23 protein-coding genes and 1 rRNA gene are annotated in these 22832 nt (G+C 71.0%); 10 read left to right on the top strand and 14 right to left on the bottom strand.

The window, feature by feature from the left end:
• Window positions 1-90 (bottom strand): 16S ribosomal RNA (locus ACGF5O_RS04315); the annotation flags it as partial.
• A gap of 516 nt (window positions 91-606) precedes the next feature.
• Window positions 607-1257: a DNA-3-methyladenine glycosylase gene (locus ACGF5O_RS04310; RefSeq protein WP_393808380.1), complete on the bottom strand. Its 651-nt coding sequence runs from the start codon at window positions 1255-1257 to the stop codon at window positions 607-609.
• Between the two features lie 152 nt (window positions 1258-1409).
• Here ACGF5O_RS04310 and ACGF5O_RS04305 point away from each other — a divergent pair, with 152 nt between their 5' ends.
• The 3 genes from ACGF5O_RS04305 (at window position 1410) to ACGF5O_RS04295 (ending at window position 3485) form a co-directional block, all read left to right on the top strand.
• Entirely contained in the window at window positions 1410-2192 is a 783-nt protein-coding gene (locus tag ACGF5O_RS04305; RefSeq protein ID WP_362581039.1) for a sporulation protein, read from the top strand.
• Between the two features lie 77 nt (window positions 2193-2269).
• Window positions 2270-2809 (top strand): YbhB/YbcL family Raf kinase inhibitor-like protein, encoded by a 540-nt coding sequence (locus ACGF5O_RS04300; RefSeq protein ID WP_393808379.1) that lies wholly within the window; start codon window positions 2270-2272, stop codon window positions 2807-2809.
• A gap of 166 nt (window positions 2810-2975) precedes the next feature.
• The gene (locus tag ACGF5O_RS04295; RefSeq protein ID WP_393808378.1) at window positions 2976-3485 is read left to right on the top strand and encodes an HNH endonuclease; all 510 of its coding nucleotides are present in this window, start codon (window positions 2976-2978) and stop codon (window positions 3483-3485) included.
• A gap of 108 nt (window positions 3486-3593) precedes the next feature.
• Here ACGF5O_RS04295 and ACGF5O_RS04290 read toward each other — a convergent pair whose 3' ends face one another.
• The 3 genes from ACGF5O_RS04290 to ACGF5O_RS04280 form a co-directional block, all read right to left on the bottom strand.
• Window positions 3594-4538 (bottom strand): SPFH domain-containing protein, encoded by a 945-nt coding sequence (locus ACGF5O_RS04290; RefSeq protein WP_393808377.1) that lies wholly within the window; start codon window positions 4536-4538, stop codon window positions 3594-3596.
• 130 nt (window positions 4539-4668) lie between these two features.
• Complete coding sequence (locus tag ACGF5O_RS04285; protein ID WP_393808376.1) at window positions 4669-5103, bottom strand: NfeD family protein; 435 nt, start codon at window positions 5101-5103, stop codon at window positions 4669-4671.
• A gap of 91 nt (window positions 5104-5194) precedes the next feature.
• Complete coding sequence (locus ACGF5O_RS04280) at window positions 5195-5986, bottom strand: ABC transporter ATP-binding protein (protein WP_393808375.1); 792 nt, start codon at window positions 5984-5986, stop codon at window positions 5195-5197.
• A gap of 150 nt (window positions 5987-6136) precedes the next feature.
• Between ACGF5O_RS04280 and ACGF5O_RS04275 the strand changes: the two genes are divergently transcribed.
• The gene (locus ACGF5O_RS04275; RefSeq protein ID WP_393808374.1) at window positions 6137-6916 is read left to right on the top strand and encodes a hypothetical protein; all 780 of its coding nucleotides are present in this window, start codon (window positions 6137-6139) and stop codon (window positions 6914-6916) included.
• Window positions 6917-7085: 169 nt separating this feature from the next.
• On the opposite strand, the gene ACGF5O_RS04270 is transcribed toward ACGF5O_RS04275, so the two are convergent.
• The 3 genes from ACGF5O_RS04270 to ACGF5O_RS04260 all read right to left on the bottom strand — a co-directional run bounded on the left by ACGF5O_RS04270 (window position 7086) and on the right by ACGF5O_RS04260 (window position 9284).
• A complete protein-coding gene (locus tag ACGF5O_RS04270; RefSeq protein WP_393808373.1) occupies window positions 7086-7334 on the bottom strand; it encodes a chaplin in 249 nt (82 codons plus the stop codon).
• Window positions 7335-7504: 170 nt separating this feature from the next.
• Window positions 7505-8146, bottom strand: coding sequence for a response regulator (locus tag ACGF5O_RS04265; protein WP_393808372.1), 642 nt, complete (start codon window positions 8144-8146; stop codon window positions 7505-7507).
• Complete coding sequence (locus tag ACGF5O_RS04260) at window positions 8139-9284, bottom strand: GAF domain-containing sensor histidine kinase (protein ID WP_393808371.1); 1146 nt, start codon at window positions 9282-9284, stop codon at window positions 8139-8141. The genes ACGF5O_RS04265 and ACGF5O_RS04260 overlap by 8 nt, the downstream gene beginning before the upstream one ends.
• Before the next feature lie 226 nt (window positions 9285-9510).
• On the opposite strand from ACGF5O_RS04260, the gene ACGF5O_RS04255 reads away from it, so the two are divergent.
• The 3 genes from ACGF5O_RS04255 (at window position 9511) to ACGF5O_RS04245 (ending at window position 12383) form a co-directional block, all read left to right on the top strand.
• Window positions 9511-10206, top strand: a complete 696-nt coding sequence (locus ACGF5O_RS04255) for an SDR family NAD(P)-dependent oxidoreductase (protein ID WP_393808370.1) — start codon at window positions 9511-9513, stop codon at window positions 10204-10206.
• On the top strand, window positions 10203-11258 hold the full coding sequence (locus ACGF5O_RS04250; protein ID WP_393808369.1) for an S-adenosylmethionine:tRNA ribosyltransferase-isomerase: 1056 nt from the start codon (window positions 10203-10205) through the stop codon (window positions 11256-11258). Before ACGF5O_RS04255 ends, ACGF5O_RS04250 begins: the two co-directional genes overlap by 4 nt.
• Window positions 11259-11594: 336 nt before the next feature.
• Window positions 11595-12383, top strand: coding sequence for a transglycosylase SLT domain-containing protein (locus ACGF5O_RS04245; protein WP_393808368.1), 789 nt, complete (start codon window positions 11595-11597; stop codon window positions 12381-12383).
• An 83-nt stretch (window positions 12384-12466) separates the two neighbouring features.
• Here ACGF5O_RS04245 and ACGF5O_RS04240 read toward each other — a convergent pair whose 3' ends face one another.
• Complete coding sequence (locus tag ACGF5O_RS04240) at window positions 12467-15010, bottom strand: FHA domain-containing protein (protein ID WP_393808367.1); 2544 nt, start codon at window positions 15008-15010, stop codon at window positions 12467-12469.
• 232 nt (window positions 15011-15242) lie between these two features.
• Here ACGF5O_RS04240 and ACGF5O_RS04235 point away from each other — a divergent pair, with 232 nt between their 5' ends.
• Together ACGF5O_RS04235 and serB are read left to right on the top strand one after the other, a co-directional pair.
• Window positions 15243-17183 (top strand): streptophobe family protein, encoded by a 1941-nt coding sequence (locus ACGF5O_RS04235; protein ID WP_393808366.1) that lies wholly within the window; start codon window positions 15243-15245, stop codon window positions 17181-17183.
• A gap of 451 nt (window positions 17184-17634) precedes the next feature.
• On the top strand, window positions 17635-18843 hold the full coding sequence (gene serB / locus ACGF5O_RS04230) for a phosphoserine phosphatase SerB (RefSeq protein WP_393808365.1): 1209 nt from the start codon (window positions 17635-17637) through the stop codon (window positions 18841-18843).
• Between the two features lie 90 nt (window positions 18844-18933).
• Here serB and ACGF5O_RS04225 read toward each other — a convergent pair whose 3' ends face one another.
• From ACGF5O_RS04225 to ACGF5O_RS04210, 4 genes are all read right to left on the bottom strand, one after another.
• Complete coding sequence (locus ACGF5O_RS04225; protein ID WP_393808364.1) at window positions 18934-19452, bottom strand: SixA phosphatase family protein; 519 nt, start codon at window positions 19450-19452, stop codon at window positions 18934-18936.
• A gap of 90 nt (window positions 19453-19542) precedes the next feature.
• Complete coding sequence (locus tag ACGF5O_RS04220; RefSeq protein WP_393808363.1) at window positions 19543-19749, bottom strand: hypothetical protein; 207 nt, start codon at window positions 19747-19749, stop codon at window positions 19543-19545.
• A 177-nt stretch (window positions 19750-19926) separates the two neighbouring features.
• Window positions 19927-20043, bottom strand: coding sequence for an SGM_5486 family transporter-associated protein (locus ACGF5O_RS04215; RefSeq protein WP_089107830.1), 117 nt, complete (start codon window positions 20041-20043; stop codon window positions 19927-19929).
• A gap of 133 nt (window positions 20044-20176) precedes the next feature.
• A complete protein-coding gene (locus tag ACGF5O_RS04210; protein ID WP_393808362.1) occupies window positions 20177-21559 on the bottom strand; it encodes a CynX/NimT family MFS transporter in 1383 nt (460 codons plus the stop codon).
• Window positions 21560-21650: 91 nt separating this feature from the next.
• Here ACGF5O_RS04210 and ACGF5O_RS04205 point away from each other — a divergent pair, with 91 nt between their 5' ends.
• Complete coding sequence (locus tag ACGF5O_RS04205) at window positions 21651-22343, top strand: FadR/GntR family transcriptional regulator (RefSeq protein WP_393808361.1); 693 nt, start codon at window positions 21651-21653, stop codon at window positions 22341-22343.
• Here the strand turns inward: ACGF5O_RS04205 and ACGF5O_RS04200 are convergent.
• Window positions 22321-22671: a hypothetical protein gene (locus ACGF5O_RS04200; RefSeq protein WP_393808360.1), complete on the bottom strand. Its 351-nt coding sequence runs from the start codon at window positions 22669-22671 to the stop codon at window positions 22321-22323. The two genes, ACGF5O_RS04205 and ACGF5O_RS04200, sit on opposite strands and share 23 nt — an antisense overlap.
• Between the last annotated feature and the right edge of the window lie 161 nt (window positions 22672-22832).

The raw sequence follows: 22832 nt of genomic DNA, 5'->3' as shown, positions 1-22832 counted from the left end.
AATCCCCACCGAAGTGGTTCATCGTTCGACTTGCATGTGTTAAGCACGCCGCCAGCGTTCGTCCTGAGCCAGGATCAAACTCTCCGTGAATGTTTTCCCGTAATCGGGACGACACACACGAGAGCGGAACAGTCGGAGGAATGATCCGACCGTTCACAGCGTCCTCGCTGTGTTATTTCAAAGGAACCTCGCCCCAGCCGATCGGCCGGAGACGGGGTATCAACATATCTGGCGTTGATTTTTGGCACGCTGTTGAGTTCTCAAGGAACGGTCGCTTCCTTTGTACTCACCCTCTCGGGCTTTCCTCCGGGCTTCCCTTCGGTGTTTCCGACTCTATCAGATCCTTTCGGCGTCCGATTCCCGGTCGGCGGGATTGTCTTCAGGCTTTTTGGCTTTCGCCCGTCGACCTTTCGACATTCACTACGTTAGCCGATTCCCGCCGGGACTCATAATCGAGTTCCGCGGGCTCGAATTCAGGCATGCGGGCACGCCGAAATCGACCCCGTCAGGGGAAGTCGTAGGTAGTGGGTGGCCACTTCCGGTTGCTGGCGATTGCCGTACCCGGTTCAGCGGCTCGGGCTACATTACGCACCTTCCAGGGACGCGTCAACTTGAGCGGCGCCTCGGTACATGGGCCCGATAGGGGCTCACGGTGGGGTCGTTGGCGATCCAGTAGCGCCAGGGATGGATCTCGCCGTCACCGCCCTCGCCGGCGACTCCGGTGCGCGGACCGTTGCGTACCTGGTCGGAGGGGACGGGGGTGCCGGTCAGTATCCGCAGCGGGGTCTCGCCGTCGGCGCACGCGTCCGTGCCGTCCAGGGCCCGGTCGACGCCCAGGGCGGTGGCCAGGCGGGCCGGTCCTTTGGCCAGTTCTCTGTCGTATCGGGCCGAAAGTCGACGTTTACGGGCGAGGTCGGCGCCCTCGATGATCTCGCCGGCGCGGAGCAGGACCGCGCACGCGGTGCCCTCGGGACCGCAGACCAGGTTCATGCAGAACCACATGCCGTAGGTGAAGTAGACGTACACGTGTCCGGGCGGACCGAACATCACTTCGTTGCGGGGGGTCGGGCCGCGATAGGCGTGCGAGCCGGGATCGTTCGGGCCGTCGTACGCCTCGACCTCTGTGAGTCGCACCGCGATCGGGCCGTCCGGAGTCGTGCGGAGAAGGGTGCGGCCGAGGAGGTCGGGGGCGACCTCCAGGACAGGGCGGTCGAAGAAGGCTCTGGGGAGTGGCGTACGGTCCGGGGGCGCGATCATGGCGCCCGAGCGTAGTCCAGACCGGGGACGCCAAGGACTGGTCAAGGAATCGTCTGCTTGCCAGGGTGTGGGCCGGAACCGGTCGCGACCGGATCGCGTTTGTAGGGATCAAGGGTCCGTACGTAGTAGACCGTGCGTAGTAGAGGAGAGTCATGGGGTTCAAGAAGCTGCTCGCGAGCCTGGGGGCCGGCGGGGCGTCCGTCGAGACGGTGCTCACCGAGGTGAACGTCGTACCGGGCGGTGTCGTCCAGGGCGAGGTGCGGATCCAGGGCGGCTCGGTGAACCAGGAGATCCAGGGGCTGTCCGTGGGGCTCCAGGCGCGGGTCGAGGTGGAGCACGGCGACGAGGAGTACAAGCAGAACATCGCCTTCGGCAAGACGCGGCTCGGCGGTGCCTTCGAGCTACAGGCCGGGGCCGTGCACGCGGTGCCGTTCGGGCTGGAGATCCCGTGGGAGACGCCCGTCACGATGATCGACGGGCAGGCGCTGCGCGGGATGCACATCGGGGTGACCACCGAGCTGGAGATCGCGCGTGCCGTCGACTCCGGGGACCTGGACCCGATCAACGTGCATCCGCTGCCGGCGCAGAAGGCGATCCTGGACGCCTTCATCCAGCTGGGCTTCCGGTTCAGGAACGCGGACCTGGAGAAGGGGCACATCCGGGGGACGCGGCAGACGCTGCCGTTCTACCAGGAGGTCGAGTTCCACCCGCCGTCCCAGTACCGGGGGCTGAACCAGGTCGAGCTGAGCTTCGTGGCGGACGCGCACGCCATGGACGTCATCCTCGAAATGGACAAGAAGCCGGGGCTGTTCAGCGAGGGCAGTGACACGTTCCGGTCGTTCCAGGTGGGGCTGCACGACTTCCACGGGACCGACTGGGCGGCTTATCTCAACCAGTGGCTGTCCGAGGTCGGCAGCAAGCGCAACTGGTTCTAGGCTCGGGAACCGCGGATTCCGTGACGGATCCTGTAGTGGGTTACGTAATCGATCAGTATCGATCAGGAGGTACCGAGGTGACCGAGCTCAAGCGGCGGCCTCTCCCCCATGACTTCCATCCGCCCGTCCCGTCGTTCACGGTGACGAGCGAGGACATCGAGGAAGGGGCGACGCTCAAGGACGCTCAGGTCTACGCCAAGGGCAACACCTCGCCGCAGCTGCGGTGGGAGGGCTTCCCGGCCGGGACCAAGAGCTTCGCCGTGACCTGCTACGACCCGGACGCCCCGACGGGCAGCGGGTTCTGGCACTGGTCCGTGTTCGACATCCCGGTCTCGGTGACCGAGCTGCCTGCGGGCGCGGGCAGCGGCAAGTTCGAGGGTCTGCCCGAGGGTGCGGTGCAGGTGCGCAACGACTACGGGTCGAAGGACTTCGGCGGTGCCGCGCCGCCGCCCGGGGACGGGCCGCACCGGTACGTCTTCACGGTGTATGCGGTGGACCAGGAGAAGCTCGGTCCGGACGCCGGTGTGTCGCCCGCCGTCGTCGGGTTCAACCTGCGGTTCCACGCCGTCGCGCGGGCGCAGCTCATCGGGGAGTACGAGAACCCCGAGCAGGGCTGACGCAGCGCGCGAAATCAGCTGAGCGTTCATTGAACGTTTGCCCGTCTCTGGTCATGGAAGTGATCAGGGGCGGGCAGTTTTTATTGCGTTGTCCATCTCGGCGCGCCCGTCCAGAGTTGATCCAAGCCCGCCGGGGGTGGGCAGGTGCACATGGGAGGTGGGCTGGATGCGTGACACGCTGGTGCTGAACGCGAGCTTCGAGCCGCTGTCTACGGTGACATTGAACCGCGCCGTCGTTCTGGTGCTCCAGGACAAGGCCGTCGTCGAGCAGGCCCACCCCGAGCTGCGCATGCGCGGTGCCGAGGTGGACATACCTGCGCCTCGGGTCATACGGCTGTGCAGGTATGTGCGGGTGCCCTTTCGGAGACAGGCGCCTTGGTCGCGGCGGGGGGTGCTGGTCAGGGACCGGCACCGGTGCGCGTACTGCGGGAAGCGGGCGACGACCGTGGACCACGTGGTGCCGCGGGCGCAGGGCGGTGCGGACTCCTGGCTGAACACGGTGGCGTCCTGCGCGGAGGACAATCACCGGAAGGCGGACCGGACGCCGGAGCAGGCGGAGATGCCGTTGCTTCGGAAGCCGTTCGAGCCTTCGCCGCAGGATGCGATGCTGTTGGCGATGGGGGCCGAGGATCTGGCGTCGTTGCCCGAGTGGCTGGCGGGGGATGTGGCCGCCTAGGAGAGTGCCTGGTCTCGGTCGTCCGGCGACTGCGGCTTCGTTGTGGCTGATCGCGCAGTTCCCCGCGCCCCTTAACGGGGTGCGGGGAACCTTTGTTTTGAGGGACCGTCAGTCGATGCTCGGCTTCTCGCGGCGTTCCTGCGAGGGGATGTTGCCGCCGCCGTTGGAACCGCCGCCCAGGTTACCGAAGTTGCCCATCGCGCCGGAGAGGCCCTTGAGGGCGTCGCCGATCTCGCTGGGGACGATCCAGAGCTTGTTGGCGTCGCCCTCGGCGATCTTCGGGAGCATCTGGAGGTACTGGTAGGAGAGGAGCTTCTGGTCCGGGTCGCCGGCGTGGATGGCCTCGAAGACCGTGCGGACCGCCTGGGCCTCGCCCTCGGCGCGCAGGGCCGCGGCCTTGGCCTCACCCTCGGCACGCAGGATCTGGGACTGCTTCTCGCCCTCGGCGGTGAGGATCGCCGCCTGGCGGGTGCCCTCCGCGGTGAGGATCGCGGCGCGCTTGTCACGGTCGGCGCGCATCTGCTTCTCCATCGAGTCCTGGATGGAGGTGGGCGGTTCGATCGCCTTGAGCTCGACGCGGTTGACGCGGATGCCCCACTTGCCGGTGGCCTCGTCGAGGACGCCGCGCAGGGCCGCGTTGATCTCCTCGCGGGAGGTCAGGGTGCGCTCCAGGTCCATGCCGCCGATGATGTTGCGGAGCGTGGTGACCGTGAGCTGCTCGATGGCCTGGATGTAGCTGGCGACCTCGTAGGTGGCCGCGCGCGCGTCCGTCACCTGGTAGTAGATGACGGTGTCGATGTTCACGACCAGGTTGTCCTGGGTGATCACCGGCTGCGGCGGGAACGGGACGACCTGTTCACGCAGGTCGATGCGGTTGCGGATGGTGTCTATGAACGGGACCACGATGTTCAGGCCCGCGTTCAGGGTCCGCGTGTAGCGGCCGAAGCGCTCGACGATGGCGGCGCTCGCCTGTGGGATGACTTGGATCGTCTTGATCAGGGCGATGAAGACCAACACCACCAGAATGACCAGGACGATGATGACCGGTTCCATCGTCGCTCCCCGTACCCTTCTCCGCCTCGGCGCTTCGGCAGATCTTATGGTTGTTGAAGATCTTGCTGGATGAGTCTGACAGACGCACGCGCAACTCGGGGACTCTTCTGTTCAGTTGAGTCTTACGAGGTCAGATGACGATCGCGGTGGCCCCCTCGATCTCCACGACGTCGACTTCCTGTCCCACTTCGTAGGCACGGTCCGGGTCGAGGGCGCGCGCCGACCAGATCTCGCCGGCGAGCTTGATCCGGCCGTCCGCGCTGCCGTCGACGCGTTCGAGTACGACGGCCTGTTTGCCCTTCAACGCGTCGACGCCGGTGGCGAGTTGCGGACGCTGGGCGGCATGCCGGTTCGCGATGGGACGTACGACGGCGATCAGCGCGACCGAGACGACGACGAAGACGAGCACCTGGATCACGGTGCCCGCGCCGAGTCCGGCGGTACCCGCGGCGGCCACGGCGCCGACCGCGAACATGGCGAACTCCGGCATAGCGGTCACCACGAGCGGAATTCCGAGCGCCGCCGCGACGACGAGCCACCACACCCATGCGTCGATGCTGTTCACATAGTCATGGTAGGGCCGGAGGTGCCGACCACGACAGAGTGCTTTGCCGGGTCAGGGCCCCGCAGGAGTCGTGAGAACTCGTCAAGAGCGGTCAGGACAGGGGCAGTCCGTGGGCGGTCCAGCGGTCGCCGAGCTGCTCGACGACGAGCGGGAGGCCGAAGCAGAGGGAGAGGTTGCGGGAGGTGAGTTCGAGCTCCAGCGGGCCGGCGGTGAGGACCTTGCCCTGGCGGATCATCAGGACGTGGGTGAAGCCGGGGGCGATCTCCTCGACATGGTGGGTGACCATGATCATGGAGGGGGCGATCGGGTCGCGGGCGAGCCGGCCGAGGCGGCGGACCAGGTCCTCTCGGCCGCCGAGGTCGAGTCCCGCGGCGGGCTCGTCGAGGAGGAGGAGCTCGGGGTCGGTCATCAGGGCGCGGGCGATCAGGGTGCGCTTGCGCTCGCCCTCGGAGAGGGTGCCGAACTTCCGGTCCACGTAGTCGGTCATGCCGAGGCGGTCGAGGAAGGCGCGGGCGCGCTCCTCGTCGACCTCGTCGTACTCCTCCTGCCAGTGGGCGGTCATGCCGTAGGCGGCGGTGAGCACGGTCTCCAGGACGGTCTGGCGCTTGGGGAGCTTCTCGGCCATGGCGACGCCGGCCATGCCGATGCGCGGGCGGAGGTCGAAGACGTCGACCCTGCCGAGGGTGTCGCCGAGGATGGTGGCGGTGCCGTTGCTGGGGAAGAGGTAGCTGGACGCGACGTTCAGGAGGGTGGTCTTGCCGGCGCCGTTGGGGCCGAGGATGACCCAGCGCTCGCCCTCCTTCACCGACCAGGAGACCTGGTCCACCAGAGCCCGGCCCTCCCGGACCACGGATACGTCCTGAAGCTCCAGAACATCGCTCATGAGCGCGTTGTCTCCCCTTGCAGTGTCGCCGTTCTCGGCTGTCGCGTACGCCTGTGGCCCGGGTGGCGGCGCCGGTGGGCGCAGCCCTTATGAAATCTACGCCACGAGTGCGCCGCTCCATTCCATCGGTCCTGTCCTTAGGGTGGGGGCATGCTCTCGGAACCGCGTTCAGGACGCCTCGCCGCTTGGGGAAACGCCCTTTTGACCGGACTTGTCTCTCCGGATGACGCCGTGCTCGCCATCGTCGGCGAGGACGCGGTGCACCGGGTGGAGGGGCTGCCCGGTGAGTCCGCTCCGGTCGGGCTCACGCTGGCGCTGGGGCGGCTGCGGGCACTGGGGGCGACCGGGTTGCGGGTCGCGCTGCCGGCGTCCGGGCATCCGCTGGGGCTGAGCGGGCCGCCGGAGTTCAACGCGCGGGCGCTGGAGGCCGAGGAGGCGGTGATCTGCCACGGCGCCGCGTTCGGGCTGGTGCCGGAGGTGTACGAGGCCGGGCCGGCCGGCGATGTGCATGTCGAGGTGGTCTGGCATGTGCTGCCGGTGCGGGAGGCTCCGCCGGCCGACGTGCCGTCGCTCGGTGAGGCGGAGCGCGAGCTGGCCGAGGCCTTGCGGGACGCGACGGAGGTGCTGTCGAAGCTGGACGTCGCGGGGTCGGGGCCGGTGGCGGAGGCGGCGATCGACGCGTACCGGGCGCGTGCGGAGCGGGGCCGGGAGGTGCTGGCCCCGGGGTATCCGCCGCGGGCGGTGCGGGTGCTGGAGCTGGCGCAGCGGGTGGGGTTGCTGGTCTCGCTGGCCTACGACAACGGGCACGGCGGGGCGGTGAGCGCGTCGGAGATCGCGGCGCGGTCGCTGGCGCTGCGGCCGGTGGAGCGGACGGCCCGGCGGGCGCAGGTCGCGGCGTACAACTCCGTTGTGGAGGAGCGGGGGCGCTGAGCGCTCTGCTGGACGTGCGGCGAAGTAGCGCGAGATGCGCCGGTCGTCTGCGGCGGCGTAGTGGCTGGTCGCGCCCGCGCGGCGGCAGCCGCAAATCGAATTCGGCCCCGCGCCCCTTCGGGGCGCTGCCCGGCCTTCCGGGGTAGCCGGAAGGCCGGAGGTCGTGGTCTCAGTGGTTGAGGCCGAGGTTGCCGAAGGCGGGGTTCAGGACGCCGATGACGTTGATGCTGTTGCCGACGACGTTGACCGGAACGTGCACCGGGGCCTGGATGACGTTGCCGGAGACGACGCCCGGAGAACCGTGGGCCTCGCCGACCGCGGTGGCGCCGCCGGTGTGGGCGGAGGCCAGTCCGGCACCGGCGGCCACGATCCCGCCGGCCATCATCGTCACGGCCGCTGCCTTCTTCAGGTTCTTCACTTCTTGAGCCCTCCTTGGCGATCGCCACGGCGGTCGCCGCAGCACGCACTGAAGAACGGCGGCGGCCGACAGAGGATGCGCCGTCCGGGTGACATTCCCACGACGGTATGAATCTCAGCCCGGAAGGCGACCCTCCATATTGTCGTAGGTGAAGCGCTGCGGAAGGCGTTTCAGCCGGTCACGCCATGGCGAACGGCCCACAGGGCGGCCTGCGTGCGATCGGAGAGGTCGAGTTTCATCAGGATGTTCGAGACGTGCGTCTTGACCGTCTTCTCGGACAGCACCAGGGCACGGGCTATCTCGCGGTTGGAGCGGCCGTCGGCGATCAGCCCGAGCACCTCCCGCTCCCGTTCGGTGAGCGAGCCGCCCCTGCCCTGGCCGGAGTTGGCCTCCTCCTGGGAGAGCAGGGCGCCGGCCACCTCGGGCTGGAGCAGCACGTGCCCGGCGTGCACCGACCGGATGGCGGCGGCGAGCGCGTCGGGATCGACGTCCTTGTAGACGTATCCGGCGGCGCCCGCGCGCAGGGCCGGGACCACCGTGCGCTGTTCGGTGAAGCTGGTGACGATCAGCACGCGCGCGGGGTTGTCGAGTTCGCGGAGCCTGCGCAGCGCCGCCACGCCGTCCAGGCCGGGCATCTTGACGTCCATCAGGACGACGTCGGGGGTCAGCTCCTGGGCGCGCTCGACCCCTTCGGCGCCGTCGGCGGCCTCGCCGACGACCTCGATGTCGTCCTGGACCTCCAGGAAGGTGCGCAGGCCCCGGCGCACGACCTGGTGGTCGTCGACCAGCAGCACCCGGATTGCGTCAGCCACCGGGGACCTCCATCTCGATCGTGGTGCCCTTGCCGGGCGCCGATTCCACGGTCAGCGTGCCGCCGACGCCGCTCGTCCGGTCCCGCATGGAGACCAGGCCGAGGTGGCGTCCGGCGCGCCGGGTGAGGTGCGGGTCGAAGCCGCCGCCGTCGTCCGTGACCCGCAGGACGGCTCCGCCGCCGCGCCGGTTCAGCGTCACGTCGACGTGCTCGGCCCCGGAGTGCCGCAGGGCGTTGTGCAGGGCTTCCTGGGCCACCCGGAGCAGTGCCTCCTCCTGGGCGGCGGGCAGGGCGCGGAAGCCGCCGGCGGCGAAGGTCACGCGCGCGGTGTGGGCGCGGTCGAGGACCTGGATCTGGGTGCGCAGGGTGGCGAGCAGGCCGTCCTCGTCGAGGGCCGCGGGGCGCAGCTCCACGACGGCGGCGCGCAGTTCGTCGATGGCCTCGGCGGCGAGCACGGCGACCTGCTGCAGCTCGCCCTTGGCGCGCGAGGGGTCGCGGTCGACCAGGGCGGCGGCGGCCTGGGCGGTCAGGCGGAGCGAGAAGAGCTTCTGGCTGACCGCGTCGTGCAGTTCGTGGGCGAGCCGGGAGCGCTCCTCGGCGATGGTCAGCTCGCGGCTGCGCTCGTAGAGGCGGGCGTTGGTGAGGGCGATGGCCGCGTGCTGGGCGAGGATGGAGAGGAGTTCCTCGTCCTCGGCGGTGAAGCCGCAGCCTCCCCTTGGCTTCGCGCAGTTCTTGTTGGCGAGGAACAGCGCGCCGATGACCTCGTCGCCGTCCCGGATCGGCAGGCCCAGGAAGTCGGACATGTCGGGGTGGGCGGAGGGCCAGCCCTCGAAGCGGGGGTCCGTGCGGACGTCGGCCAGCCGCTCGACCTTGGCCTCGCGCAGCATCGCCGCGAGGATGCCGTGCTGGCGCGGGAGCGGGCCGATGGCCTTCCACTGGGCGTCGGTGACGCCGTCGACGACGAACTGGGCGAAGCCGCCGTGGTCGTCGGGGACCCCCAGCGCGGCGTACTGGGCGTCGAGCAGCTCACGGGCGGAGGCGACGATCGTCTTGAGGACGTCGCGCACCTCCAGATGCCTGCTCATGGCCAGCAGCGCGGAGCTCACCGCGGCGAGGCCGGACCGGGGACCTTGACTCATGTCCTCACGGTACCGGCGGGGTCCGACAGCGCGGATCGGACCGATGGCGGCAGGACCTCGACCGTCGGCCGTAGGCCCGGGGACCTAGGGCGCGAGGCCCGGACCGGCGGCTTAGTCCGAAGGACCCCGCCGGGTTGCGGCCCGCGTCCGAGGCGGCCGGGGCGGTCCGGTTCCTACGTTGGGATCACCGCCGACGCGGGCGGACGGAGCCGAGGGGACGGTTGTCATGCCGGTAGCGATCATCACGGGGGCCTCGAAGGGGCTGGGGCGGGCGCTGGCCGAGGCGCTGGCCGCGCGCGGCTGGGATCTGGTGCTGGACGCCAGGGGGGCCGGGGTGCTGAAGGAGACGGCGGAGGCCGTCGCGGAGCACGGGACGCGGGTGGCGGCGCTGCCCGGCGACGTCACGGACGCCGGGCACCGGGCCGGTCTGGTGGCCGCCGCGCGGGAGCTGGGCGGGGTGGATCTGCTGGTGAGCAATGCCAGCGCGCTGGGCGCCGAGCCGCTGGTGCGCCTGGGCGAGCTGCCGCTGGCGGGGCTGCGCAGGGCGCTGGAGGTGAACGTGGTGGCCGCGCTGGGCCTGGTCCAGGAGGCGCTGCCGCTGCTGCGGGAGTCGGCGGCGGGCGCGGTGGTCGCGGTCAGCTCGGACGCGGGCGCCGAGGCGTACGAGACCTGGGGCGGCTACGGCGCCTCGAAGGCGGCCCTGGACCAGCTGGCGGCGGTGCTCGCCGTGGAGGAGCCGGGGCTGCGGGTGTGGGCGGTGGATCCCGGGGACATGGCGACCGGCCTGTACGCGGCGGCCGTACCGGACGACGACGATCCGCGGCCGGCGCCGGTGAGTGTCGTACCGGCCTTCCTGCGGCTCCTGGACGAGCGGCCGGTGAGCGGGCGGTACGGGGCTCCTGCCCTGGTGGAGGGGCGATGACGACGGTGCTGCGGGTGCCCGAGGAGCTGTCCGCGCGGGTGCCGGCCGAGCAGCGCGGGCCGGGTCTGGATCGGGACGCCGTACGGCTGCTGGTGTCGCGCGGGACGGCGGTGTCGCATCACGCCTTCGCCGAGCTGCCGTGTCTGCTGCGGGCCGGGGACCTGCTGGTGGTGAACACCTCGCCGACGCTGGCGGCGGCCGTGGACGGGCGGGTCGGGCACGCGCGCGTGGTGGTGCACTTCTCCACGCGCGGGGACGAGGTACGCGGGGACGGGCGGTGGGCGGTCGAGCTGCGCGAGCCGGACGGGAAGGGGACCACACGCGCGCGTGCGGGTACGCGTGCGGGTACGGGGGTGCGGCTGCCCGGGGGCGGGCGGCTGGTCCTTGAGGAGCCGCTGAGCGAGCGGGGCGAGCGGCTGTGGTGGGCGCGGGCCTCGACGGACGTGCACGGGGTGCTGCGGGAATACGGGAGGCCCATCCGTTACTCGTATACGGAGCGGGACCAGCCGTTGTCCGTATACCAGACGGTGTTCGCGCTGCCGTCGGCGGACGGGGCGGGGAGCGCGGAGATGCCGAGCGCGGCCCGGCCCTTCACCGCGCGGCTGGTGGCGGAGCTGGTGAGCCGTGGGGTGCAGTTCGCGCCGATCACGCTGCACACCGGGGTGTCGTCGGCGGAGGCGTACGAGCCGCCGTACGCGGAGCGGTTCGCCGTGCCGGAGGCGTCGGCGCGGCTGATCAACAACGTCAGAGCGGGAGAGGGGCGGGTGGTGGCCGTCGGGACGACCGCGGTGCGGGCCGTGGAGTCGGCGGCCGGGTCCGACGGGGTGGTGCGGGCGGCCGAGGGCTGGACGGAGCTGGTGGTGACGCCGAGGCGCGGGGTCCGGGTGGTGGACGGGCTGCTGACCGGGCTGCACGAGCCGGAGGCCTCGCATCTGCTGATGCTGGAGGCGGTCGCCGGGCGGCCCGCGGTCGACCTCGGCTACGAGGAGGCGCTGCGCGCTCTCTACCTGTGGCACGAGTTCGGCGACGTGCACCTCATCCTCCCGCAGTAGACCCCTCACGCAGTGCGTTGCGTCAGCAACTCCCGGTGAGATTCATGTGCGGCCGATGTGAGGCCGCACATAGGGCGCACATCACGTACGAACGGACATAGGAGATAAAGGGTCCCGGCGCGAACGGGGCAGACGTTCCAGTCTGTCCCGATTTGCCCCTCCGGGCTCCACTACCGCGGATCGTACGTCACACCTTTGCCACGGCATTTTGCGGCCGCTAAGAATGGCAACCGTCGCTCAGCACCGCGGGTTCCCCCGGCGGTGTTCGTGCAGGAGGAGCCGGTCTCCCCCGCGGACAACGAGCGACCTCCGCGCTATTCGAAGAGGTCCGAAGCCATGCCCAAGCACAGCCACAGTCCCACCCTGACCAAGCACCACAAGCTCGCGCTCGCCGGTGTCGCCACGCTCGGCGCCGCCGCCCTCGCCTTCTCGGCCGTGCCGAGCAGCGCCGAGACGATCGCGTCCGGTACCCCCGAGACCGCCGCCAAGGCCGCCTACGGCACCGCGCAGGTCAAGGACGTCACGGGCAGGGTCACGGACCGGCTGGCCCTGCAGAACGTCAAGCTCGAGGCCATCGCCAAGAAGAAGGCGCCCTCCGCCCACCAGCTGCACGTGGCGCACCTGAAGAAGGTCCACGCGGCCCACGTCGCCCACGTGAAGCAGGTCCACGCGAAGAAGCTGCACGCGGCCCACGTGAACCACGTCGCCGCCGTCAAGAAGGCCGCCGCCAAGCGCGCCGCCCAGCAGGCCGCCAGCCGGTCCGCCGCGCGCCCGCAGCTCCAGCAGGTCGCCACGAAGAGCTACGCCAACAACCTCGACGGCTGGATCCGCCAGTCCCTCGACATCATGAACGCCAAGGGCATCCCGGGCTCGTACAACGGCCTGTACCGCAACATCATGCGGGAGTCCTCCGGCAACCCCAACGCCATCAACAACTGGGACATCAACGCCATCAACGGCATCCCCTCCAAGGGTCTGCTCCAGGTCATCCCGCCGACCTTCGCCACCTACCACGTGGCCGGCACCTCGTGGAACATCTACGACCCGGTCGCCAACATCACGGCCGCCTGCAACTACGCCGCCCACCGGTACGGCTCGATGGACAACGTCAACAGCGCGTACTGAGGCCTGCGCGGACCTCTTCACGCACATGCCGAAGGGCGGCACCCCACTGCGGGGCGCCGCCCTTCGGCGTTCGTACGGACCTGCTACTTGCGCATGACCTCGGGCTCGTGGCGGCGCAGGAAGCGGGCCACCAGGAAGCCGCAGATCACGCCGATGACGATCAGCGCGGCCATGTCCATGGTCCAGGCGCCGGCCGTGTGGTTCCACAGCGGATCCGTCTTGGTCGGGTCGTCGACGTTGGGCGCGATGTTGTTGAAGTCCAGCGTGGCGCCGGCCGCGCCCACCGCCCAGCGGGAGGGCATCAGGAACGAGACCTGGTTCACGCCGACCGCGCCGTTCAGGGTGAACAGGCAGCCGGTGAACACGACCTGGATGATCGCGAACATCACCAGCAGCGGCATGGTCTTCTCGGACGTCTTCACCAGCGAGGAGATGACCAGGCCGAACATCATCGAGGTGAAGCCGAGCCCCATGATCGGGATGCACAGCTCGAAGAGGGTGGAGTGGCCGAGGACCACGCCCTGGTCGGGGATCGTGCGGCTGGAGAAGCCGATCAGGCCGACCATCAGGCCCTGCAGCACGGTGATCAGGCCGAGCACGACCACCTTGGACATCAGGTACGCCGACCGGGACAGGCCGACCGCGCGCTCCCGCTCGTAGATGACCCGTTCCTTGATCAGCTCGCGCACGGAGTTCGCGGCGCCCGCGAAACAGGCGCCGACGGCGAGGATCAGCAGGACCGTGGTCGCCGTGCCGTTCGGGACCGGCACCCCCGTCTTCGAGTTGATCGGGTTCACCAGCAGGGTCTTGTCGCTGTCGATCAGCAGGCTGACCGCGCCGAGCACCGCCGGCAGGATCACCGTCAGCGCCAGGAAGCCCTTGTCGGAGGCGATGACCGACACGTACCGCCGGACCAGGGTCAGCAGCTGCGAACCCCAGCTCTGCGGCTTCTTCGGCTTCATCACCTGCATCGGCGGCATCTGTACGGACTGCGGAGCAATCGCGTCGATGTCCGCGGCGTACATCTGGTAGTGCTGCGAGCCCTTCCAGCGGCCCGCCCAGTCGTAGTCGCGGTAGTTCTCGAAGGCGGAGAAGACGTCGGCCCAGGTGTCGTAGCCGAAGAAGTTCAGTGCCTCCTCGGGCGGGCCGAAGTAGGCGACCGCACCGCCCGGGGCCATCACCAGAAGCTTGTCGCACAGCGCCAGCTCGGCCACCGAGTGGGTGACGACGAGGACCGTGCGGCCGTCGTCGGCGAGGCCGCGCAGCAGCTGCATGACATCGCGGTCCATGCCCGGGTCGAGGCCCGAGGTGGGCTCGTCCAGGAAGATCAGCGACGGCTTGGTGAGCAGCTCCAGGGCCACCGACACGCGCTTGCGCTGGCCGCCGGAGAGGGAGGTGACCTTCTTCTCCTTGTGGACGTCGAGCTTCAGCTCGCGCAGCACCTCGTCTATCCGGGCCTCGCGCTCCTCCCCCGTGGTGTCGGCGGGGAAGCGGAGCTTGGCCGCGTACTTGAGGGCCTTCTTGACGGTCAGCTCCTTGTGCAGGATGTCGTCCTGCGGGACCAGACCGATGCGCTGGCGCAGCTCGGCGAACTGCTTGTACAGGTTGCGGTTGTCGTACAGCACCTCGCCCTCGTTGGCGGGGCGGTAGCCGGTGAGCGCCTTGAGCAGGGTCGACTTGCCGGATCCCGACGGGCCGATGACCGCGATCACGGACTTCTCCGGGACGCCGAAGGAGACGTCCTTCAGGATCTGCTTGCCGCCGTCGACCGTGACGGTCAGGTGGCGTGCGGAGAAGGAGACCTCACCGGTGTCGACGAACTCCTCCAGCCGGTCGCCGACGATCCGGAAGGTGGAGTGGCCGACGCCCACGATGTCGTCCGCGTCGAGCAGCGCGCTGCCGCTCTTGGCGATCGGCATGCCGTTGACGTACGTGCCGTTGTGCGAGCCGAGGTCGCGGATCTCCATGCGGCCGTCGGGCGTGGAGTGGAACTCGGCGTGGTGGCGCGAGACCTGCAGGTCGGAGACGACCAGCTCGTTGTCCAGGGCGCGGCCGATGCGCATCACGCGGCCGACGGAGAACTGGTGGAAGGTGGTCGGGCTGCGGTCGCCGTAGACCGGCGGCGCCCCCGCGCCACCGCCGGAGGCCATGGCCGGGGCGCCCTGCTGCTGCGGGATCGCCGGCGGGGCCTGCTGCCAGCCCTGTTGCGGAGCCTGCTGCACGGCCGACGGCTGCGGAGCGGGTGGCTGGGACCAGCCCGCGCCGCCCGCGCCCTGCGCCGCGAACGGCTGCTGCTGGGGCTGCGGTTGGGCGACGGCGGTCGCGGCGCCGGAGAGGCCGAGGCGCGGTCCGTCGTTCGCGTTGCCGAGATGGACGGCCGAGCCCGGGCCGATCTCCGACCGCTGGACCCTGCTGCTCTGCACGAAGGTGCCGTTGGTACTGCCGTGGTCCTCGATGACCCAACTGCGGCCGTCGAAGCTGATCGTGGCGTGCCGCCAGGAGACCCTGGCGTCGTCGAACACGATGTCCCCCTGCGGATCGCGTCCGAGGGTGTATGACCTGGACGGATCGAGCGTCCAGGTGCGTCCGTTTGATTCAAGTACGAGTTCCGGCACTCCAAGCCCCATGAGTAGTCCCCCGAGTTACCCCCATCACAGGGAGTCTAGGGATGTCGAACATCGTCGGGAACTATTTCAGGCTCGACCCTCTGACCGAAAGCCGGGCCTTGTGGAGGGCTCGTACGAGCGCTTCAACTCTTTCCGTTGACGGGGTTGAAACCGGCCCGGAGAGTGGTAATCCACGCGAGGGGGACAAGCGCGACGGAGTGGTCCGGGGCGCCTGCGGATCGGGGGGTCTGCCATGAGTGCTGATGCGTCTGGTACGGGAGTCGAGCACGCGAGGCACGGCGCACGGCTGCCGTGGGCCGACGTCCTGCTGTCCTCGATAGCCGCCGTGAGCTGGGCGTTGATCGGTATGGCGGGCACGGCGGCGCTGGGCCTGCATCTGCTGCGGGCCGACGCGGCGGGCTCGCTGGGCCCGATGACCGCGGCCGTCGTGGCGCTCGGGGCGGGTGGTTCGGTCACCCCGGACGGAGATCTGTCCGCTTTCGGGCTGAAGGGGGCGCAGGCCACGACGGCCATCGAGATCACGCCACTGGGGGTGAGCCTGGTCGGCGCGCTCCTTTTGTCATGGTTCTTCTTACGGTCCCTGCGCACGGCCGGAGTTGTGATCTCCCCGGCCGAACTGCTGGCCCGCGCGGGCTCGGTGGTGGTGGTCTTCGTGGCGATGCTGGGCGGACTGGCGTGGGCGGGGCACTCCGTCGTGACGATCGACGGCGGTGCGCTCGGCCTGGACAGGCTGCCGGGCGGCGGGAGCGGTGGCGGGGGGCTGAAGATCCCCGGCATCGGTGACGTCGGCGGGCTGCTGCCGGACCGCCTCGGCGACCTCGTGCACGCGAACGCCGCGGTCGGCTTCAGCGTGGACACGTCGGCGACCCTGCTCGGCGGCCTCGGCTGGTCGGTGGGCATCCTGCTGATCGCCCTGCTGGCCTCGCGCCGGACTCCGCTGCCACACGGCTGGGCCGCGGTGCACCGGGTGGTACGGCCGGCGGCCTCGGCGCTGGTGACGGTGCTGCTGGTGGCCGTGGCGGCCGGCTGGGCGGCGGCGGCCTACGCGGCGATCGGCGACCCGCATCCGGCCCGGATCATGGGCGCGGCCCTGCTCGGCGCTCCGAACGGCGTCTGGCTCGGCGTCCCGATCGGGCTCTTCGTCCCCTTCGACGGCCGGGCGACGGGCGTCCTGACCATGTTCCTGCCGCACCCCCTCGACGAACTCCTGAACTCGAAGTCCGACCAGTCGGTGACGCTCGGCCACCTGGCCGGCCTGGACGGACGGGTGTGGCTGCTGGGGGTCGCGGCGGCCCTGCTCATGCTGCTGGCCGGGGTGTTCACGGCGGTCCGGACGCCGGTGGGGCGGACTCCGGTGGGGCGGCGGGGCGGCTCGGCCGGTGCGCTCGGTTTCGCCGGGCGGTGTGCCGTGCGGCTGGGGATCGCCACCGCGCTCACGCTGCCGCTGCTGGCCTGGCTGGCCGACGTGTCGGTGGACGCCTCGCTGTCGGTACTGGGCTTCGACGCGTTCGGGGCGGGGATCCAGCTGCACGGGCAGCTGGGGATGGCGTTGCTGCTCGGAGCGGTCTGGGGCGCGGCGGCGGGGGCCGCGGGGGCGCTGCTGGCATGGATGACCGGGGCGGCGGGGTCACGGGCCGCCCCGCTGGCACTGGGTGACAGCGAGGCGGGCGGCGGGCCCGCTCGTGCGGGGGCCGACGGGACTCCGGGGCGGGAGGGGAGCGGGACGACGGGGCCCTACGCGCCGGGTACGCCGTACCGTCCGCCCAATCCGAACACGAACCCGTATCTCCGGGTGCCGGAGGAGCTGCGGGAGACCGGCGGCGGCCGAGGGGCCCGGTCCGGTGCGGCGCAGGGGGCGGGGACGGCACCGCCGGGCGGTTCCGCCGTCCCGGGCCGTCGTCCGCCGGGCGCACCGCCCCCGGCGGACGACGGCCGCCGCGCGCCCAAGGAGAGCGGATCGGGTGGCGGCCCCTCCGACGTACCGCCGTCCGGCTCAAGCGACGTGTACGGCGCTCCCACCATGGCGCGCCCCTTCGATCCGCCGCCTCGCTCCCCGCGGCCCAGGCCGGGCGCACGGCGACCCGACGGACCCCAGAGCGGTCCGGGCGCCGGGCCCCCACCCCCGCCACCTCCTCCCCCGCCGTCTCCGCCGCCCAGGCGACCCCGTGGGTAGGACCGGCGGGTGGGTCGCCGGGCCGGGAGGCGGCGGCCACGCAGATCGCGTGATCCGCGGGAAGCACGGCGCCAGCCGCACGGTTCACGGCTTCATCCGCGCGGTTCGCTGCGTCATCTGCGCGTCAGAGCGACCGCCGCGCACGGAGCACGGCGGTCGGCCACGCACGTGTCCCGGCATCCGCCACGCGCGTCCCCCGGCGCCCGCCACGCGCGTCTCCCAGTGCCCGCCACACGCATGTCCCGGCATCCGCCACGCGCATGTCCCGGCGCTGAACCGTGCGTGAAGGCGCGGCGGGATACGCCCCGGCCCCGGCCGTGGACATCGCACGCACGTTCGCCCGTAGGGCGGAGGCAAGGCGTCCGACACCGGCCCGACACCTATTGTTCCGTGTCCGTCAGGCGGACCACCTGCGCCGCAGGCACTGGGTGCCGGTTACCTTGGTTACACCATGAGCGATCCGCAGACCTCCGAGGTCCCCACTCTCCTCGTCAAGATTTTCGGCAAGGACAGGCCGGGCATCACGGCCGGCCTCTTCGACACTCTTGCCGCCTACATGGTCGACGTGGTCGACATCGAGCAGGTCGTCACGCGAGGCCGCCTGGTGCTGTGCGCGCTCGTGACCCAGCCCCCGGCGGGTCTTGAGGGCGACCTCAGGGCGACCGTGCACAGCTGGGCCGAGTCGATGAAGATGCAGGCGGAGATCATCTCCGGTCACGGCGACAACCGCCCGCGTGGCCTCGGCCGTTCTCTGGTCACCGTCCTCGGCCACCCGCTGACCGCCGAGTCGACGGCCGCCATCGCCGCCCGGATCGCCAAGACCGGCGGCAACATCGACCGTATCTTCCGGCTCGCCAAGTACCCGGTGACGGCGGTCGAGTTCGCGGTGTCCGGCGTGGAGACCGAACCGCTGCGCACCGCCCTGGCCTCCGACGCCGCCGAGCTCGGCGTGGACATCGCGGTGGTCTCGGCGGGCCTGCACCGGCGGGCCCAGCGGCTGGTCGTCATGGACGTGGACTCGACGCTCATCCAGGACGAGGTGATCGAGCTCTTCGCGGCGCACGCCGGCTGCGAGGACGAGGTCGCCCAGGTGACGGCGGCCGCGATGCGCGGCGAGCTGGACTTCGAGCAGTCGCTGCACGCGCGCGTGGCGCTGCTGAAGGGGCTGGACGAGTCGGTCGTGCGGAAGGTGCGCGCCGAGGTCCGGCTGACGCCGGGCGCGCGGACCCTGATCCGGACGCTGAAGCGGCTCGGCTACCAAGTCGGCGTCGTCTCGGGCGGTTTCACCCAGGTCACCGACGATCTGAAGGAGCGGCTGGGGCTGGACTTCGCCCAGGCCAACACGCTGGAGATCGTGGACGGGAAGCTGACCGGCCGGGTGACCGGCGAGATCGTGGACCGGGCGGGCAAGGCGCGGCTGCTGCGCCGGTTCGCCGCCGAGGCGGGCGTGCCGCTGGTGCAGACGGTGGCCATCGGCGACGGCGCCAACGACCTGGACATGCTGAACGCGGCCGGTCTCGGGGTCGCCTTCAACGCCAAGCCGGTGGTCCGCGAGGCCGCGCACACGGCGGTGAACTTCCCGTTCCTGGACACGGTCCTGTATCTGCTGGGCGTCACCCGCGAAGAGGTCGAGGCGGCGGACACCCACGACGAGAGCTGAGCCGTCCGGCCGACACGGACCCGAGGGCCCGGCACCGCGGAGATCGGTGCCGGGCCCTCGTCGTGCCGCGTCAGTGCTGGTGCGGTGGTCTCACTCGGAAGGTGCCCAGTAGTCCGCGAGCGTGGCCACGCCGGGCTCCAGGGTCTTCCAGGAGCCCTCGTGCGTCAGGACGGCGAAGGCGGCGGCGGGAAAGCCCCGGCGGTCCATCCGCTCGCGGGCGTCGGCCTCGGCGGCGCCGGCCAGGATCTCGGTCACGCCGTGCACGCCGGGATTGTGGCCGATGAGGATCACGGTCTGTACGTCGTCGGGCACCTCGTTGAGCACGGCGATCAGCTCGCCGGGCGAGGCCTCGTACACCCGCTCCTCATAGACGGTTTTCGGCCGGTGCGCGAGCTCATGGACGGCGAGCTTCCAGGTCTCCCGGGTACGCACGGAGGTGGAGCACAGTGCCAGGTCGAAGGTGATGCCGCTGTCCGCGAGCTTGCGTCCGGCGACGGCGGCGTCCATTCGGCCCCGCTCAGCGAGCGGTCGCTCGTGGTCGGTCACCTGTGGCCAGTCGGCTTTCGCATGGCGGAAGAGGACAATCCTGCGGGGTTCTGCGACGCTCATGGCACCCAGCTTCGCATGAAACAGGCCAACGGGCGCAGGGAGTTGACATGCGGCTTCGCCCGGTCCGCGGGTGCCGAGCCCCTGAATGCGCTAACGGGTGACGATCTGCTGGACGCGCTCGAAAAGGTGGGTGACGGCGGGGTCCCCGGTGGCCGCGTGGGCGTCCGCCGGGTTCAGTATCAGGAGCAGCAGGGCGACGAAGGCGAGCGCGGGAAGCGCGAGCGCCCACCAGGGGAGCCGGATGTCGACGCTGCCCGGGGTCGCCGGGTGGGACCGGGTGTGCGTGGGGGCCGGCATGGTCGCCTCCGTTGGTCTCCGGGGTCTGTCGGCCGCCCTCGCGGCCACACCTCGAAACTACGGAATCCGCGGTCGCCGTCCCATCCGGTGATCCACCCACTTGACCCTGACCCTCACCCCCTAGGGGATGGTGGGGCTAGCACCACCATCGGCCGCGGGGGTGGCGGCCTGCTGTGGTCAGGGTGACGCGAGGGTCGCGATGACGGCGATGACGATGAAGATGGCGAAGAACGAGCCGAAGACGATCAGCATCTTCTTCTGACCGTTCTGGGGGTTCGGGTCGAGCACTGGCATGAGGCCAGTCTGGCACCCCGGGTCGCGGCCGGACCGCGCGGGGTGGCCGCGACACGGACCGGTATGAGCAGACACGCGCCGACACGAGCGGACAGAGGGCCGGCGGGCGTCGTCGGCGGGGGCCGGTGCGCGGTCAGGCGGCCGTCGTGGCCGCCTCGTCCTCCACGATGCGGTTCCGGCCCGCCAGGACGCCGACGGCCATCTGCGGGATCATCAGGCCGACCATGAGGGCGATCGGCAGGCCCCAGCCGCCGCTGTGCTGGTAGAGCACGCCCACCAGCAGCGGACCGGGGATGGAGATCAGGTATCCGGTGCTCTGGGCGAAGGCGGAGAGCTGGGCGACGCCCGCGCCGGTCCTGGCCCGCATCCCGACCATGGTGAGGGCCAGCGGGAAGGCACAGTTCGCGATGCCCAGCAGGACGGCCCAGGCCCAGGCGCCGCCTGCGGGCGCCAGGTACAGGCCGGCGTATCCGGCGAGGCCGCAGACGCCGAGCGCGATCACGATGGGGCCCTGGTGCGGCAGCCGGGTCGCCACGCGCGGGATGACGAAGGCCAGCGGTACGCCCATCACCATGGTGACGGCCAGCAGCAGTCCGGCCGTGCTCGCGGAGACGCCCGCGTCCCGGAAGATCTGTGCCATCCAGCCCATCGTGATGTAGGCGGCGGTGGCCTGGAGCCCGAAGAACACGGCGAGCGCCCAGGCGGTACGGCTGCGGGTGATCCGCAGCGCGGGCGGCTGCCGCTCGGCACGCGCGTGTGCGCCGGCACCGGCCTCGGGGGCAGGGGCAGGGGCGGGCGCCGTTCCCCGGTCCCGCACCAGCGGGACCCAGGGCAGCACCGCGACCGCGGCGAGCCCGCCCCAGACGGCCAGCCCGGTCTGCCAGCTGCCGCCCAGCGTGTCGGTCAGCGGGACGGTCACCGCGGCGGCCAGCGCGGTGCCGGCGGCGAGCGCCATCGAGTACAGGCCGGTCATGGAGCCGACCCGGTCGGGGAACCAGCGCTTGACGATGACCGGCATCAGTACGTTGCTGACGGCGATGCCCATGAGCGCGAGCGCGCTGCCGGCCAGGAATCCGGCGGTGCTCCCGGCGTACGGCCGTATCAGCAGGCCGGCCGTGACGGCCGCCATGCCCGCGCAGACCACGGCCGCCGGGCCGAAGCGGCGGGCGAGGCGGGGAGCCATGACGCCGAAGACGGCGAAGCAGAGCGGGGGCACGGAGGTGAGCAGTCCGGCCACGCTGCCGCTCATGCCGAGGCCGTCGCGGACCTCCTCCAGGAGCGCGCCGAGGCTGGTGATGGCCGGTCGGAGGTTGACGGCGGACAGCACGATGCCGACGACGACCAGCCGTGTCGCCCACACGCGCGTGACGGTCGCGGGGCTGCCCCCTGATGCCGTCGCGCGAGCCGTCTCAACGGTCCCAGCTATCCCAGCTGTCCCAGCTGTCCCAGCTGTCTCGGTGGTCTTGGTGGTCTCGGTCGCCTCAGAGGCCGTGGTGCCGGTTTCCTTGCCTGCCATGAGACCCATCATAGAATCATAGGATGAATACTTGTCCATCCCCGGGCAGGCCCGGCCGCCCCCGCCGGGCCCTCGCGTGCGAAGGTGTGTCATGCCTCTGAGCCATCCGCGCCGCTCGGCGCTGTCCGAGCAGGTCATCGCAGCGTTGCGGAACCAGATCACCTCGGGCGAGTGGCCGGTCGGCTCGCGCATCCCCACCGAGCCGGAGCTGGTCGAGCAGCTCGGGGTGGCCCGCAACACCGTCCGGGAGGCCGTCCGGGCACTGGCCCACAACGGCCTGCTGGACATCCGCCAGGGCTCGGGGACGTACGTCGCGGCCACCAGCGAGCTGGCCGGCGTGATGCACCGCCGGTTCGCCGACGCCGACCCCCGGCACATCGCCGAGCTGCGCTCCACCCTGGAGTCGTCGGCCGCCCGGCTGGCCGCGGCGCGCCGCACCGAGAAGGACCTCGGGCAGCTCGACGCCCTCCTGTCGCGCCGCGAGCAGGCCTGGCGGTCGGGCGACGCGGAGGCCTTCGTGGCGGCGGACGCGACCCTGCACCTGGCCGTGGTGGCCGCCTCGCACAACGACGTGCTGACGGCGATGTACGCCGACCTGGGCGAGGTGCTGCGGGACTGGCTGCGCGCGGACGTCGGCGCCGAGCTGACACCGCAGTCGTACATGGACCACACCCGGCTGGTCGAGGCGATCCGCGCGGGCGACGCGGACGCTGCCGCGAAGGAGGCGGCGAGCTACCCGTTCCTGTGCCGTCCGGACCGGTTCAGTCCACCTTCTGGTGACTGATCCACACCGATCCGACCTCCTCCCAGCAGCGGCCGGAGAGCCGTACGGTCATCGCCGGGCCGGTGTCGACCGGGGAGCCGTCGGTGTCGATGTCCCACCACTGGGCGCACTCGATGTGCAGCCGGACCCGGTCCGTGTCGACGTAGGGGTTGTGGCAGTAGGCCACCACGTGGGAGCCGCGGACGGTGGTCCGGCAGGACGCGCCGAACAGCTGCGGGGCCGGCTCGTGTCCGCTCGGCACGCGCGCGTGGGACCGCGCGTCGCAGGGCAGCGACACCACGAGGGCGAGGGCCAGGGTCACCGGGGCCAGGCTGCGGGAAAGGCGCACAAGGGGGACCTCCTCGGCCGGGCTGGGGAGGGACGTCGCGCGGTGAACGCGCAACCAGGGGGCGCCGCCGCCTCTCCAGCGTGCGCCGCCCGGCGGGTGATCACCCGGCCGGTGGGCCGAACGGGTGAGGCCCGCACCCCTCGCGGGATGCGGGCCTCGAC

The sequence above is a fragment of the Streptomyces sp. NPDC048291 genome (genome assembly GCF_043201715.1).
Taxonomy (GTDB): Bacteria; Actinomycetota; Actinomycetes; order Streptomycetales; family Streptomycetaceae; genus Streptomyces.
Note: the sequence above shows the minus strand (reverse complement) of the source record. Positions and strands in the feature narration are given on the sequence as shown.

What these genes read in the sequence shown, in the direction of transcription:
- ACGF5O_RS04220 (WP_393808363.1), bottom strand. Translation starts at nt 19,749, where the DNA reads ATGCCGGCCCCCACGCACACCCGGTCCCACCCGGCGACCCCGGGCAGC.
- ACGF5O_RS04290 (WP_393808377.1), bottom strand. Translation starts at nt 4,538, where the DNA reads ATGGAACCGGTCATCATCGTCCTGGTCATTCTGGTGGTGTTGGTCTTC.
- ACGF5O_RS04215 (WP_089107830.1), bottom strand. Translation starts at nt 20,043, where the DNA reads ATGCCAGTGCTCGACCCGAACCCCCAGAACGGTCAGAAGAAGATGCTG.
- ACGF5O_RS04205 (WP_393808361.1), top strand. Translation starts at nt 21,651, where the DNA reads ATGCCTCTGAGCCATCCGCGCCGCTCGGCGCTGTCCGAGCAGGTCATC.
- ACGF5O_RS04280 (WP_393808375.1), bottom strand. Translation starts at nt 5,986, where the DNA reads ATGAGCGATGTTCTGGAGCTTCAGGACGTATCCGTGGTCCGGGAGGGC.
- ACGF5O_RS04210 (WP_393808362.1), bottom strand. Translation starts at nt 21,559, where the DNA reads ATGGCAGGCAAGGAAACCGGCACCACGGCCTCTGAGGCGACCGAGACC.
- ACGF5O_RS04275 (WP_393808374.1), top strand. Translation starts at nt 6,137, where the DNA reads ATGCTCTCGGAACCGCGTTCAGGACGCCTCGCCGCTTGGGGAAACGCC.
- serB (WP_393808365.1), top strand. Translation starts at nt 17,635, where the DNA reads ATGAGCGATCCGCAGACCTCCGAGGTCCCCACTCTCCTCGTCAAGATT.
- ACGF5O_RS04260 (WP_393808371.1), bottom strand. Translation starts at nt 9,284, where the DNA reads ATGAGTCAAGGTCCCCGGTCCGGCCTCGCCGCGGTGAGCTCCGCGCTG.
- ACGF5O_RS04305 (WP_362581039.1), top strand. Translation starts at nt 1,410, where the DNA reads ATGGGGTTCAAGAAGCTGCTCGCGAGCCTGGGGGCCGGCGGGGCGTCC.
- ACGF5O_RS04250 (WP_393808369.1), top strand. Translation starts at nt 10,203, where the DNA reads ATGACGACGGTGCTGCGGGTGCCCGAGGAGCTGTCCGCGCGGGTGCCG.
- ACGF5O_RS04310 (WP_393808380.1), bottom strand. Translation starts at nt 1,257, where the DNA reads ATGATCGCGCCCCCGGACCGTACGCCACTCCCCAGAGCCTTCTTCGAC.
- ACGF5O_RS04245 (WP_393808368.1), top strand. Translation starts at nt 11,595, where the DNA reads ATGCCCAAGCACAGCCACAGTCCCACCCTGACCAAGCACCACAAGCTC.
- ACGF5O_RS04295 (WP_393808378.1), top strand. Translation starts at nt 2,976, where the DNA reads ATGCGTGACACGCTGGTGCTGAACGCGAGCTTCGAGCCGCTGTCTACG.
- ACGF5O_RS04240 (WP_393808367.1), bottom strand. Translation starts at nt 15,010, where the DNA reads ATGGGGCTTGGAGTGCCGGAACTCGTACTTGAATCAAACGGACGCACC.
- ACGF5O_RS04255 (WP_393808370.1), top strand. Translation starts at nt 9,511, where the DNA reads ATGCCGGTAGCGATCATCACGGGGGCCTCGAAGGGGCTGGGGCGGGCG.
- ACGF5O_RS04235 (WP_393808366.1), top strand. Translation starts at nt 15,243, where the DNA reads ATGAGTGCTGATGCGTCTGGTACGGGAGTCGAGCACGCGAGGCACGGC.
- ACGF5O_RS04225 (WP_393808364.1), bottom strand. Translation starts at nt 19,452, where the DNA reads ATGAGCGTCGCAGAACCCCGCAGGATTGTCCTCTTCCGCCATGCGAAA.